Source organism: Streptomyces sp. NPDC054883 (genome assembly GCF_053610645.1).
This window is the reverse complement of the sequence record NZ_JBSGYT010000063.1, coordinates 1-12,903: the sequence shown is the minus strand read 5'-3', so window position 1 is coordinate 12,903 and position 12,903 is coordinate 1. Positions and strand designations below refer to the sequence as shown.

At 74.6% G+C, this 12,903-nt stretch carries 15 protein-coding genes; 11 read left to right on the top strand and 4 right to left on the bottom strand.

Going from position 1 to position 12,903, the window contains the following annotated elements; all coding sequences use genetic code 11:
* The first annotated feature begins 23 nt into the window (after positions 1–23).
* Positions 24–350, top strand: coding sequence for a divalent-cation tolerance protein CutA (gene cutA, locus ACWGH1_RS31900; RefSeq protein ID WP_453357177.1), 327 nt, complete (start codon positions 24–26; stop codon positions 348–350).
* Positions 351–381: 31 nt separating this feature from the next.
* On the opposite strand, the gene ACWGH1_RS31895 is transcribed toward cutA, so the two are convergent.
* Positions 382–990, bottom strand: a complete 609-nt coding sequence (locus tag ACWGH1_RS31895) for a LysE family translocator (protein WP_453357176.1) — start codon at positions 988–990, stop codon at positions 382–384.
* Between the two features lie 166 nt (positions 991–1,156).
* On the opposite strand from ACWGH1_RS31895, the gene ACWGH1_RS31890 reads away from it, so the two are divergent.
* Together ACWGH1_RS31890 and ACWGH1_RS31885 are read left to right on the top strand one after the other, a co-directional pair.
* On the top strand, positions 1,157–2,596 hold the full coding sequence (locus tag ACWGH1_RS31890) for a hypothetical protein (RefSeq protein WP_453357175.1): 1,440 nt from the start codon (positions 1,157–1,159) through the stop codon (positions 2,594–2,596).
* Between the two features lie 215 nt (positions 2,597–2,811).
* Positions 2,812–3,726 (top strand): hypothetical protein, encoded by a 915-nt coding sequence (locus ACWGH1_RS31885; RefSeq protein ID WP_453409228.1) that lies wholly within the window; start codon positions 2,812–2,814, stop codon positions 3,724–3,726.
* A gap of 473 nt (positions 3,727–4,199) precedes the next feature.
* Here the strand turns inward: ACWGH1_RS31885 and ACWGH1_RS31880 are convergent, their stop codons facing one another.
* From ACWGH1_RS31880 to ACWGH1_RS31870, 3 genes are all read right to left on the bottom strand, one after another.
* Positions 4,200–5,462 carry an MFS transporter gene (locus tag ACWGH1_RS31880; RefSeq protein WP_453409227.1) on the bottom strand — a complete coding sequence of 421 codons (1,263 nt, stop codon included), beginning with the start codon at positions 5,460–5,462 and terminating at the stop codon, positions 4,200–4,202.
* Positions 5,459–6,625, bottom strand: a complete 1,167-nt coding sequence (locus ACWGH1_RS31875; RefSeq protein WP_453357120.1) for a PLP-dependent cysteine synthase family protein — start codon at positions 6,623–6,625, stop codon at positions 5,459–5,461. The genes ACWGH1_RS31880 and ACWGH1_RS31875 overlap by 4 nt, the downstream gene beginning before the upstream one ends.
* Before the next feature lie 148 nt (positions 6,626–6,773).
* Positions 6,774–7,187 (bottom strand): hypothetical protein, encoded by a 414-nt coding sequence (locus tag ACWGH1_RS31870; protein WP_453357121.1) that lies wholly within the window; start codon positions 7,185–7,187, stop codon positions 6,774–6,776.
* A 139-nt stretch (positions 7,188–7,326) separates the two neighbouring features.
* Between ACWGH1_RS31870 and ACWGH1_RS31865 the strand changes: the two genes are divergently transcribed.
* The 8 genes from ACWGH1_RS31865 (at position 7,327) to ACWGH1_RS31830 (ending at position 12,849) form a co-directional block, all read left to right on the top strand.
* Positions 7,327–7,671 carry a hypothetical protein gene (locus ACWGH1_RS31865; RefSeq protein ID WP_453409226.1) on the top strand — a complete coding sequence of 115 codons (345 nt, stop codon included), beginning with the start codon at positions 7,327–7,329 and terminating at the stop codon, positions 7,669–7,671.
* A gap of 206 nt (positions 7,672–7,877) precedes the next feature.
* Positions 7,878–8,030, top strand: coding sequence for a hypothetical protein (locus tag ACWGH1_RS31860; protein WP_453355998.1), 153 nt, complete (start codon positions 7,878–7,880; stop codon positions 8,028–8,030).
* Positions 8,031–8,240: 210 nt separating this feature from the next.
* Positions 8,241–9,128 (top strand): STAS domain-containing protein, encoded by an 888-nt coding sequence (locus tag ACWGH1_RS31855; RefSeq protein WP_453355997.1) that lies wholly within the window; start codon positions 8,241–8,243, stop codon positions 9,126–9,128.
* On the top strand, positions 9,125–9,532 hold the full coding sequence (locus tag ACWGH1_RS31850; protein WP_453355996.1) for an STAS domain-containing protein: 408 nt from the start codon (positions 9,125–9,127) through the stop codon (positions 9,530–9,532). Before ACWGH1_RS31855 ends, ACWGH1_RS31850 begins: the two co-directional genes overlap by 4 nt.
* A complete protein-coding gene (locus ACWGH1_RS31845; protein ID WP_453355995.1) occupies positions 9,516–9,989 on the top strand; it encodes an anti-sigma regulatory factor in 474 nt (157 codons plus the stop codon). The genes ACWGH1_RS31850 and ACWGH1_RS31845 overlap by 17 nt, the downstream gene beginning before the upstream one ends.
* A 14-nt stretch (positions 9,990–10,003) precedes the next feature.
* Positions 10,004–11,008, top strand: a complete 1,005-nt coding sequence (locus ACWGH1_RS31840; RefSeq protein ID WP_453355994.1) for a SpoIIE family protein phosphatase — start codon at positions 10,004–10,006, stop codon at positions 11,006–11,008.
* Positions 11,005–12,324 (top strand): PP2C family protein-serine/threonine phosphatase, encoded by a 1,320-nt coding sequence (locus tag ACWGH1_RS31835; protein ID WP_453355993.1) that lies wholly within the window; start codon positions 11,005–11,007, stop codon positions 12,322–12,324. Before ACWGH1_RS31840 ends, ACWGH1_RS31835 begins: the two co-directional genes overlap by 4 nt.
* Before the next feature lie 54 nt (positions 12,325–12,378).
* Complete coding sequence (locus tag ACWGH1_RS31830; RefSeq protein WP_453409225.1) at positions 12,379–12,849, top strand: MarR family winged helix-turn-helix transcriptional regulator; 471 nt, start codon at positions 12,379–12,381, stop codon at positions 12,847–12,849.
* Positions 12,850–12,903 lie beyond the last annotated feature (54 nt).

Here is a 12,903-nt window from a genome sequence, read left to right as displayed (position 1 = left end):
CACACCGACTGCAAGGGGCCGACGTGGCAACGGACATCGTGCTCGCACAGACGACGATCGACGACGAGGACAGGGCCAGGGGCCTGGCCCGGGGCGCCGTGGCAGCCCGGCTCGCGGCGTGTGCGCACGTCGACGGGCCACTCACGGCCGTGTACCGGTGGCAGGACGCCGTCGAGACGGCGACCGAGTGGCGCGTCTCGTACAAGACGTCGTCGGCCCGGCTGCCGGCCCTGGCCGAGTGGATCGGGCAGCACCACGGGTACGAGGTGCCGGAGTGGATCGTCCTGCCGGTACTGGACGGTTCACCGGCCTATCTGGAGTGGGTGGCCGCGGAATCCGCCCCGGAGTAGGGACCGGCGGGGCGCGCGGCGCGCTCGCCCGTCAGCGGGCGAAGCCGAGCCCGACTCCCAGGCCCACCAGCACGGAGCCGATCGCCCGGTTCAGCGCCTTCTGCGCCCGCAGCATGCGGTCGCGCAGCCGCTCGTTCGAGAAGAACAGCGCCACCGCACCGAACCAGCCAAGGTGCGCCGCGGACATGAAGAGTCCGTATCCGGCCTGCTGCCACACCGGCGTGTCCGCGTGGACGACCTGGGTGAAGGTCGAGACGACGAACAGCGTGGTCTTCGGGTTGAGCACGTTGGTCAGGAACCCGCTGCGCAGCGCGCCCGTCCGCGTCAACTGCGGCTTCGACTCCAGGTCCACGGTGAGCTCGGCCCGGGCCCGGAAGGTACGGACGCCGATCCACACGAGGTACGCGGCGCCCGCCAGCTTGATCGCCGTGAACAGGGCCGTGGAGGAGGCGATCAGCAGCCCGACCCCGAGCATCGTGTACGAGACGTGCACCAGCACGCCCGCCGCGACTCCGGCGGCGGCGAAGAGCCCCGTGGGGCGCCCGTACAGATAGCTGTTGCGGACGACCATCGCGAAATCGGCGCCCGGGCTGATGACGGCAAGGAGGGTGATGACTGCGACTGCGATCACTTCTGTCATACAGGGATGCTGACCTGCCCCCGGCCCGCGATCAAGTCCCGTCCGGGACGCGGATGTCCGGGACCGGTGGCCGGTTGTCATCGGCGCGGTGGGCGGGCCTGGCATGATCGGGCCTCACGTTACTCATCAGTAGCGCAACTCCCCTCACCAGAAGGTCTTCACGTACGTGCGCAAGCTCGCCAGACGCCTCCTGCTCCCCGGTCTCACCACCCTGGCGCTCACCGCCACCGGCTGCTCCTCGGCCGGGCACACCGCAGCGGCGGACGCCGCAAGTCCCGCCGTCCTCGGCCCGGTTGCCGACGGAACCCGGCAGCTCGACGTAGCGGCGGCCCCGCAAGGAGCCGTCGAGACGACCGCGGTGACCCGCGCCGACGGCGCCGGCAAGGGGACGCCGGTGAAGTCGTCGCTCAAGGTCGCCTCCTACGACCCGGCCACCCGACGGGCCGTCATAGCCTCGTCGCCGAGGGCCGGTTCGCCGGTCCCGGGCCGCTCTTCCGGGCACTCCCCGGACCGCTCCGCGAGCCCTTCGCCGGACCGCTCCCCCGCCGCCGACAAGCCGGTGGCCGTCGGCGACGTCATCGCCAGTGCACCGGCGCCGGGCGCCCCCGACGGCCTGCTCGCGAGGGTCACCGAAGTCGGCAGGCAGACCGACCGGGGTACCGAGGTCACCACGGCTGCCACCACGCTGTCCTCGGCCCTCAACGACGACAAGGCCGACGGCAAGGTCCCCGTCGACCCGGCGTCGGTCACCGTGGAGCCCCTGATGAAGGGCGTCACCCTCTCCTGGGCGAAGAGCCAGGGGGTGCGGTTCGGTCCCGAGGGCACGAAGCTGCCCCTCGGCAGCCTGCGCCTGGACGTCGACGCCCCGGTGGACACCGCCCCGGACGCCCCCGTCCGGGCCGGCGCTTCGGTTTCGGGATTCGTCCAGCTCGCGCCCACGGTCGAGTTCGCGTACGACGGATCGGGCGGCTCCGGCCCGCGCTCCGCGTTCCTCGGCATGAGCGGCGACTGGTCCTCGCAGTGGAGCCTCAAGGGCCACGCCGCCGCCGGCACCGGCGCCCCCAAGCGGATCCCGTTCGCCAAGCTGCACAGCGCCCCGGTCATCCAGGTGGGCCCCGTACCGGTCGTCGTCAACCTCGACCTCACCTGCTACGTCCAGGTGGAGGCCGACGGGCGCGTCACCCTCGACGTGCGGCAGGACGTCAAGGGCGACTTCCGGGTCGGCGGCAGCTACGCGACGGGCCGGGGCTGGACCCCGGTCAGTACGTCCAACGTCCACAGTTCCCCGGTGAAGGCCGAGGTCACGGCCGCCGGCCGGGTCAAGAGCGCCCTCGGCGCCGAGGCCTCCGTAGGCCTGTACGGGGCCGTCGGCGTCTCCGCGGACTTCGCCCCCTACCTGCGCGGCGAGGCCGACGCCAAGGCCTCCGCCGCCACGGACGGCAAGACCTCCGTGAGCGGTGCGTGGGCGCTCTACGGCGGCTTCGACCTGAGCGGGCAGCTGCACCTGCAGCTGTCCCTGTTCGGCACGCCCGTCCTCGAACGCCGGATCCCGCTCGGCTCCCTCAACCGCGAGTGGCCGCTCACGAGCGGCAAGTCCGGCCGCTAGTGCCGCGACCGGCGGCGGGGGGGCGGGCCGGTCGCACGGAACGTCGCGCGGCGCAAGCCGGGCGGGAGGCTGCACTCGTTTGCTTGCTCCGCATGGTGGGGTCCGCCGATGTGCTGCATCGTGACGGCGAGTGGACATCTCCTCACGTTGTGGGGGCCGCGAGGCCCCAGCCGTGCGCGGTCGTCACGCGACGGTCAACCCGGACGGAGCGTTCTATGAGTGACTACCCCCCACCCCAGGCCGGGGAAGAGGAGCCGGCCCCGGCGGCGGAAGCCGTCACCGGCTCCGGTGACACTCCGGTCACCGCCGTCGGTGACGACGGCCTGCGGACCCTGTTGCAGACGGCGGTCGCCTGCCGGCCCCTGGACGAGGTCGCCGACCTGGTGACGCTGCTGAGGCGGTCCGGCCAGGTTCCCGACGCCGCGAACGAAGCGCTGCGCGCCGCCGCGGTCAGTCGCCCCGTCGAGGACGTCGTCTCGCTCGCGCTCCTCCTGAGCGAGGACCACGAGGAGGCCCCCGCGCCGCAGCCCGACCGAATAGGACATGACGGCGAAGCCGGGCGGCGCGGCTCCGGTAAGCGCGGCGCCCGCGCGAAGAAACAGGACGAACCCAGGGCGCCCCGGCCTGCCGGGGCGCCCGGCCGGGGACTGCGGTGGCCCGCCGTGGCGGCCCTGAGCGGGTCAGCGCTCCTGTACCTGCCCCGGCGCCCGTCCCGGCTGATGTCCGAGGGCGGCGCCGGGACCTGGCTGCTGCTCGGCGTCGCGGCGGTCTGCCTGGCGCTGGCCGTCGGCCTGGTGGTGCGGGACCGCACCAGGGTCTGGGCGGCCGCCGCCCTCACCTGTCTCGGGATCCTGTCGGTGCACGCGCTGGCGGCCATGACGGGGCTTTCCCCCCTCGGCGGCGCCGTCGGCGGGCTCCTGCCGTGGTCCACGGGCTTCGCGGTGCTCCTGGCGGTCCTCGGCGCCGCCCTCGCGGGCATGGCCCTGCTCTACCGGTCCGAGGAACCGGCGCCCGCTCCCGCGCTCCCGGAACCCGTCGTCGCGTACTCGGCGTTGGACGCGCTGGATACCGCCCCGCCGGCCGAGCACGCGGCCCCGGACCCCGCCGAAGCGGAAACCACCGCCCCGTAGGGCGGCCCGGCCGGCGCCACGACCGCACGGCCGCGGCGCCGGCCCACCGACCGCGGACCGCCCCCGGCGCCCCGTACCGGGGGCGAGTGCTGCGGCACCGCGGAGCGCTGCCGCTGCCGCGAGTGCCGTTCCGCACCGAACGATCGCCCACGTCCCCTCCTCGGTACCTGCGACAGGGAGGCGGGTGCGGACCCGGCGACGAGGGCCGCCTCCTGGTCCACGGCGCGCATCTCCGGTTGGCGCCCCACACACCAGTTGGTCTCGGTAGGCGGCCAACGCCGTTGTCACCAGCGCGGATCGGGGGGGTCCAGTGCGTACATGCGGCGCGCGGCGGCGACGGGTTCCGCCAGGAGGGCCGGCGCTGTGTCCGGCCGGTCGGCGAGGTCGCGGCGGCTGCACTTGCCGAGCGCGACTCGTGATTGCTACGTCATCACCCTTGTGGCGCCCGTGCGGACTGCGGGACCGCCCCGGCGTCAGACCGGGGCGGCCCTCGGCGCGGGGGCCGGATCCGGGGCGAAGCAGGCGCTGCGGCGCAGGGCGGTCAGGGCCGCCGCGCAGGCGGCGCCCACGGCGGCCAGCACCGCCCACGGCAGCCACGGGGCGTCCAGCCGGGTCGCGAGGTCGAACAGGGCGCCCACGCCCAGGTTCCCCGCCGCGACGGCGATCCCGGAGGCAGTGCTGTAGGCGCCGTAGTAGGTGGCGACCAGCCGTTCGCCGGAGAAGCGGACCAGGGTGTCCATCTCGAACGGGTACAGCAGCGCCGACCCGGCGGCCAGCAGCGCCGCGCAGCCGATCAGGGCGGCCGCCCCGCCCCAGCGGCCCACGGGCAGCAGCAGCGGGAGGAAGGCCGCGCCCATGACGGTGAGGCCGGTCGCGATGGCCTTCGGCGCGTCCAGGCGCTCGCGGGCCCAGTCGGTCAGCCGGAGCTGGCCCACGACCGCGACCAGCGCCGACACGGCGAAGGCGACGCCCATGGCGGCGCCCGCGCCGTCTCCGAACAGGGTCCGCGCCCGCAACGGCAGGGCCAGGTAGGTCTGGAAGGCCAGCAGGTAGGAGCCGGCCATCGCGCCGGAGAACAGGACGAAGGGCCGGTTGCGGGCGATGGTCCCCCAGTCGGCGGCGATGCCCCGCCAGCCGGCCAGCCGCTGCGGGTCGGGATCCGGCCGTCGCGCGGGCAGCGACCGGGCCTGTACGACGGCCAGTACGCCGAAGACCGCCGCTGCCGCCGCGCAGACGAGCCGGAAGTCGAGCAGCAGCAGGGCGAGTCCGGCGAGCGGCCCGAGCAGGATGCCGGCCTGGTAGAAGACGTTGAAGCAGGCGAAGGCCTCCACCCGCCGGGGGCCGGCCCCGGCCGCGACGTAGGCCCGCACGGCCGGGTTGAACAGCGCCCCGGCGAATCCGGTGGCCGCCGAGGCGACGACGAGCGCGGGCAGCGTGTCGGCGACGGCCAGCAGCGCGAACGCCCCCGTGCGCAGCGCGCACCCGGCGAGGATCATCGGCTTGTAGCCGATCCGGTCCGCGAGGGTGCCGCCCAGCCAGAACATCCCCTGCTGGGAGAGGTTCCGTACGCCGAGGACCAGCCCGACGGCCCAGGCGGCGAGGCCGAGGCCGTGCCCGAGGTGGTCGGCGAGGTAGGGCATGAGCATGTAGAAGCCGAGGTTGATCCCGAACTGGTTGACCATCAGCAGCCGCACGCTGGGGTCGAAGGAGCGCATCCGGGCGCGCAGCCGCCTCATCGCGCACCCGCCAGGGCGGTGCCGGCGCGCGGCGCCGGGGCGGTGATGCCGGTGCAGCGCGTCCAGGCCGTGACCACCCGCTCCGCCGGGTGGCCGATCTCCTGCGGGGCGTCGGGGAGCGGGCCGCCGAGCAGGCCGTGGCGGTGGCACCAGGCGTCGTCGTAGACGGTGTCGAGGTAGCGGTGCGGGCCGTCGGGGAAGACGGCGGCGATCCGGGTCCCGGCGGGGCGGGTGCGCGCGGCCCAGCCGGCGACCAGCGCGACCGCCCCCACGCTCCAGCCGCCGGTGGCGTAGTGGTGGCGGGCCAGGGCGCGGCAGGCGGTGACGGCTTCAGCGGGGGCGACCCAGTGGACCTCCGTGAAGGCCTCGTGGGCGACGTTCGCGGGGTGGATGCTGGAGCCGAGGCCCCGCATCAGGCGCTGTCCGGCGGGCTGCCCGAAGATGGTGGAGCCGGTGGAGTCCACGCCGATGAGTACCAGCCCGGGGCAGGTCCGGCGCAGCGCGGCGGAGATCCCGGCGGAGTGGCCGCCGGTGCCGACCGAGGCGACCAGTACGTCGACGCGGCCGAGTTGGGCGACGAGTTCGGCGGCCAGCGGGGTGTAGGCGGCGGCGTTGTCGGGGTTGTTGTACTGGTCCGGACACCACGCGCCGGGGTGCCGGCGCAGCAGCTCGGTGACCCTGTCGCGGCGGGCCTGCTGCCAGCCCCCGGTGGGGTGCGCGGCGGTGACCGTGTCGACGTGGACTCCGTAGGCGGCCAGGGCCCGCCCGATCGAGGGTTCCAGCCCGGGGTCGGTGACGACGGTCACCGGATGCCCGTACGTGATTCCGGCCAGGGCCAGGCCCAGGGCCAGGGTCCCGCTGGAGGACTCGATGACCGGCGCTCCGTCGGCGAGCTCGCCGCGGGCCCGGGCGCGGGCCACCATGTGCAGGGCCGGCCGGTCCTTGATGCCGCCCGGGTTGGCACCCTCCAGCTTGGCCCAGAATCCGCGGCCGGGTTCCGCGAAGGGCTCGCCGACCCACAGCACCGGAGTGCGGCCGACGAGGTCCGCGGGCCGGTGCGCGGGCTGCGGGGCGGGGCCGTGCGGAAGGTCTGCGTTCAGGGAGGGCGCGTTCGGCGAGGCTGCGTTCAGGGCGGCGGGTTCGTACACGGAGGTGTGCGGCATCGGTGTCACGGCTCCTCGGCCCGGGGCGCGCGGCGGCGCGGGGCATCGGCGGGATCAGGGGCGCGAACGCACGGCGGGTGTTGCGCCGGGCGGCCGCGGGCAGCCGCGCGCGGACCGGTACGCAGCGGCGGCGGCCGTGCGGGACCGGTCAGGTCCGCGTCACGCACGTCGCCGCGAGGACCCCTCGGCCACCCGGGCCCCCGGCCGCGGCGGCCCCGGCCGTACCCGCCGACGAGACGGGCTCCGCGCAGCCGAGCGGCGTACGGGCCGTCGGCGGCGCGGCGTGGGCGTCCCCCCGTACCCGGTCGGCCGCGTGGCCGAGCCCGTCGGGACACTGCTCCCCCGGCTCGGCCCGGTCCACCGGCACCGCGTGGTCGGCCGGGGGGCCGTGGAGCACGGTGGCGGAAACCGGCGCGGCGGGATCCGGCCGCAGGTGGGGGCCGTCGCCGCCCGGACCGTGCAGGCATCCGAGGAGGTGCAGGGCGACCGCCAGCAGCAGCGCGAGGACGCCGAGGGTCCTCGTGCGGTGATCCACCGCGGGAGCCGACGCCGCACTGATCATGTGCACAAAGTAGCGCGCCGGACACGGGAAGTCACACCGGACCCGCGGCCGCACGGCTGCCATCCGAAGGGCCGCGGCACGGGGTCGGTTGGCCGGAATCCGCCGGGTTAACTCGCGCCGATGCGGTCACACGCGCTGCATGAGCGCAGACGAGAACTCCCCCGACTCCAAGGCCGCCTCCCCCGGTTCCCACCCCAACGGGACGACCGCGACCAAGCGGCGGGACCAGCGGGCCGAGGCCGCGGAAGCACCCACCGTGCTGCCCGCCCCGCTCGCGGAGAAGACGCGCGCCGCGGCGCTGGCCCTGCGCGGCACCGTCGGGCGCGCCGGATGGCTCTGGCAGGCCGCACTCGCCCGCAAGGGCGTCAGCGCCGGCGCCGCGACCGGCACGGCGGCCGTCATCGCCATCTCCTACGCGGCCGGCCGCCGGGCGGGACTGCGGCGCCGCGGCCGCCTCTCCCGGCTGACCGGAGGCCGTCTCTGACCACCGGGAGCCCGGCTACCGGGCCCCCGCACCACCGCACGCCCGCCCGCGGAGGGCGGACCCGCCATCTGGAGGCGCACATGCCGGCACGGGGGAGACTTTCCACGCGCGAGATCGCCGCGTGGCGCGACCGACCGGAACCGCGGCGGCATACGGACCGGCCCGCCGCGCCCGCTCGGCCGCCGGCGAAACGGATGCTCGCCGCGGTGCTGCTGGGCACCTGCCTGGTGCTGCTCGTCGCGGGCGCCGTCAGCGGCTCGGCGGCCATGGCCTGGGCGGCGGTCACCGCGTGGATAGGCGTGGTGAGCACCGTCTCGGCCGTGTGCGGCCGCGCCGCCGGCCCGTCCCAACGCCGCTGAACTGGTCACCGTGCGGGGGCGGAAGTGACGCCCTCCACAAGGCCGGGGCGATTCGGCCGCGAAATCGGGGACATCCTTTTGGATCTGTGAGGCGATCCGCCGGAAACACCCAGGACTTCCCTCCTGGGTGGCGTCCTGCGTATATTTGCCGTCAGACAACCATTGCCATGCGTTAAGTCTTGACGCCGGGCACAGCGAAAGGAGACCCGCGTGGTCAGCAGCTCGGCCGGTGCGGCCGATGTCCGCCAGCTCGTGGTGGATTCGTTGAAGGGACGCGCGGACGACATAGCTGATCGCTGGGTTCTGCTTCAGCTGGAGCGCACCCCCATGGACCCCGCCAACAGCGAGCGCGAGCTGCGCTACGAGGCCGACACCCTCGCCTCCGCGCTCCTCGCCGGCCTCGACACCACCCTGCCGGTCGACCAAGTGGTGAACCTGCACCGCGAACTGCGCGAGGCCGTCCGGGAATTGTCCCTGCGCAGGGCGCGGGCCGGGGCGACGCCCACCGCCACCTCGATGTCCGTACTGGCCCTCAAGGACGTCCTGCTGGAGATCGTCCGGGAGACCATCGACGACACCGGCCGGCTGTTCTCGGCGGCGTTGCTGATCAACCAGCTGCTCGACGCGGCCGGCGCCCTGTCCTTCGCCACGTACGTCGAAGGCCGGGAGGACATCATCCGGCGGCAGAGCCGGCAGCTGCTGGAGGTCTCGACCCCCGTCGTACGCCTGTGGCGGCAGGTGGTCGCCGTGCCGTTGATCGGCACCCTGGACACCGCGCGCACCCAGGTGGTGATGGAGAACCTGCTCCAGGCCATCCAGGACGAGGACGCAGAGGTCGCGATCATCGACATCACCGGCGTGCCGACCGTCGACACCGCCGTGGCCCAGCACCTCATGCAGACCGTGCGGGCGGTACGCCTGATGGGCGCCGACTGCATCATCAGTGGCATCCGGCCCACCATCGCACAGACCATCGCGCAGCTCGGCATCGACCTCTTCGACATCCTGACCCGGGCCACGCTCGCCGAGGCCCTGTCCGAAGCGATGAAGATCACCGGCGGCTCCGCGCCGGCCCCGCGCGCCCCGGTTGCCCGATGACCGCACCCACATCCGCCGTTCCGATCCTGCGTCTGGGCGACGTGCTGGTCACCGGCCTGCTCAACGAGCTGGACGACAAGTCGGCCGTGGCCTTCGCCCGGGAACTCACCGAGCGGATCTCCGCCGACCGGGCCCGGGGCGTCCTCATCGACATCTCCCGCCTGGAGATCATCGACTCGTTCGTGGCGCGCAACCTGATGGAGCTCACGGGCATGGCCCGGCTGCTGGGGGCCCGGGTCATCGTGGCCGGGATGCGCCCCCCGGTGGCCATCACCCTCGTGGAGCTGGGACTGGAACTGACCGGCGTCGAAACGGCGCTGCACGCCGAGCAGGGCATGGCCGCGCTGGGCTGGGCCCAGATCCCGCGGCCCCTGGAAGGGGCGCCGCATGACGCCACTGGCTGACGGCAACCGGACCGTGGGCAGCCCCGACACGGCGCGGCCGGCCGCTCCCGACGCCGGCCCGGAAGCCGTCCGGCTCTCCCTGACCACCGAGGACGATCTGCTGGCGGTCCGGCACGCCGTACGGTTCGCCGCCGTGACGGCCGGATTCTCCATCATCGACCAGACGAGGGTGATCACCGCGGCCAGCGAACTGGCGCGCAACGCCTACATCCACGGCGGAGGCGGAGACCTCGTCGTCGACTCCGCCCGGGCGGAGGGCCGTACCGGGCTCCGGCTGACGATCAGCGACCGCGGTCCGGGCATCCCCGACGTGGAGGCCGCGCTGGCCGACGGCTACAGCACCGGGGTGGGCCTGGGCCACGGCCTGGGCGGGGCCCGCCGGCTGATGGACGAGTTCGAAGTGCGCAGCGTCCCGGGCGAGGGCACGACGGTCGTCACCACCCGCTGGCGGCGCTGATGGTGCCGGCCCCCGTGGCGCCGACGCGTCAGGTCCGGATCGACCACTACAGCGCGGTGCACGTCGCCGCCGAGACCGCGCGCGCGGTGGCGCAGGAATGCCGGCTGCCCGGCGCGCTGCCCGACCAGGCGGCCGTGGTCGCGTCTGAACTGGCCAGCAACATCGACAAGCACGCCCGCGACGGCGTCCTCTACATCCAGCCGCTGCCGCTGGGCGGCGGTGTGGAGGTACTGGCCGCGGACCGGGGCCCGGGCATAGCGGAAGTCGCGCGGTGCCTGGCCGACGGCTACACCACCACGGGGACCCTCGGTGCCGGTCTGGGCGCGGTCGGACGCATCGCCACGGAGGTCGCCATCAGCTCGCGGACCGACACCGGCAGCGGCACCCTGGTCTGTGCCCGGCTCGCCCTTCCCCACGAGCGCGAAGCGGCGCGCCAGCCGGTGGGGCTGGTCTGCCTGCCCGCCGCCGGCCAGGAGGAGTGCGGGGACGCCGCGGTCGTGGCCGACCTCGGCGACGTGCGCACCGCGCTCGTCGTCGACGGTCTCGGACACGGCCAGGAGGCGGCGGAGGCCGCCCAAGCGGCGGTGCGTTCCTTCCGCGGCGCCGCCGAGGCGACCCTTCCGGACATCATGACGGCCTTGCACCGGGCGCTGCGGCACACCCGGGGAGCCGCCGTGGCGCTCCTGCGGCTGCGCGCCGGGGAGGCCGAGTACTGCGGGATCGGCAATGTCCGGATGGTGGCGCTCTCTCCCGACGAGGTGCACCACCGGCTGACGGGTCAGCCGGGCGTGGTCGGCTGGCGGATGCCCGACCCGCGCTCGCACCGGGTCCCCCTGACCGGGGCGACCACCACCGCGCTGCACACCGACGGCATCGACCTGCGGTGGGCGCACACCCCGCCCGCCCACTTCCTGCGGCTGCCCGCCCCGCTGCTCGCCGCGACCGTGGCGCACGGCTACCACCGCACCCGCGACGACGCCACCGTGCTGGTGGCCAGAGCCCCCGGCCCACCGTCATGAGCAGGCTCTTCCGGGACGTCAACGTGCTCCGTGAGGAGGTGCGCGGCCTCGCCCGCGGCTACCGGCTCCCCCCGGAGGTACGCGGCCGGCTGGTGCTGTCCGTGACGGACCTGGCCTCCCCGGAGTTCGAGGCCGGGCATCCCGTCACGCTGTCCACCGTGTTCGACGGCGCGCAAGAGGGCTCCCAGCTGAACGTCACCCTCACCGCCCCGCGGGCGGCCGGTCCGCTGCGCGGCGCCGACCTGCCGCTGACCGCGCACGTCACGTCGGCGAACTCGGTCACCTGGCACATCGCCCTGCCCGACCGGTCCCCCGGACCGTTCGAGGAGCCCCCGACGCCGACGCCGACGCCGGCCTCCCTGCCGGCGCGGGAGCGCGAGGCCGACGAGGAGCTCCGTGCCGCCTTCGCCCGGGCGGACTCGCTCGGCGCCGAGCACCGGCTGCTCAAGCACGAACTGGCCGAGACGAACGCCGGGGTCCTCGCCCTCTACGTGCAGCTGGACGAGCGCGAGGAGCAGGTGCGCAAGGCCCACGGCCGGGTCCTGCGGGAACTGGAGGACGCGCTGCGTCCGCTCCCGCCGCAGGTCGACGGCCTGGAACTGGCCGTGCACTACGCGCCCGCCGACCCCGCCGCCCCGACCGGCGGGGACCTCTACGACTGGTTCACCCTGCCCGACGGGACGGTGCACGTCACCGTGGTCGACGCGTTGGGCCACGGCGTGCGCAGCACCCGTGGCGCGGTCACGGTCACCCACGCGGTACGCACCCTGGCCCTGGAGGGGCACCCCCTGCACTCCATCCTCGCGCGCACCCACCACCTGCTCCTGCCCTTCAATCCGGATCTGATGGCGACGGTGCTCCTGGTCCGGCTCGACCCCGCCACCGGGGAGCTCCAGGTGGCCAACGGCAGCCACCCGCCCCCGCTCCTCGCACGGGGCGGCAGCGCACCGCAGTTCCTCGAAGCGAGCGGCCGGGGCATCGGGTTCCCCGCCCCCGGCAGTGACGGTGTCCTCCGGGACCGGATGGAACCGGGGGACCTCCTCCTGCTCTACACCGACGGTCTCACCGAGAGCCGCAGGGACCTGATCGAGGGCGAGTCGCGGCTCGTGAAGGCCGTCGAGCAGCACGCCCACCGTGCCATAGCTGAGATCCCCGACGCCGTGGCCGCCGAGATGCACACCGTCGTCCTCCATGCCGACGACACCCTCGCCCTCGCCATGCGGATCACCGCGCAGGGCCCGGTGACCGCCCGGACGAGGGGCCTTCGCCACCTGCCCCCGCAAGGCCGGCGGGCTGACAAACGGTCTATCGGATGAGAGAGTGGTGCGATGCCGCACAGCTTCCCGTTGCCACCCCTGCACCCCGGGCAGGTGGCTACCGAGGCATCCGCGCTCCTGGAGATGCTGGACGTTCTGTGGGGCCGCGGCCAGGAAGCCGTACCCGCCCCCGTGCCCCCCTCGCAGCTGCGCGCCCTGACCGTGATCGACGAGCGGGAGGGCGTCAACCTCCGCGACCTCGGCGAAGCGCTCGGTTCGACACCGCCCTCGGTGAGCCGGCTCTGCGACCGGCTCGAAGCGGCCGGTCTGGTCCAGCGCTCCAGGGCCACGGCGAACCGCCGGGAGGTGGAGGTCCGGCTGAGCCGCAGCGGCCGCAGCGTCCTCGCGTCGGTACGCGCCGCCCGGGCGAAGGAGCTCGAAACGGTGCTGGAGCGTCTCAGCCGTGAGCAGCGGCGGGCGCTGTTCGACGGTCTGACGGCGTTCCGCGAGGCGGCGGCCGCCGACACCGGCCTCGGCCGGCTGGGCCTCGGCCGCGGCGGCGCGGACGTCAGCGACATCGCCTGACCGGTCGCCTCGTCAGCCGGCGCTGCCGGACCGGCCCGGGTGAGAAGAGCATCC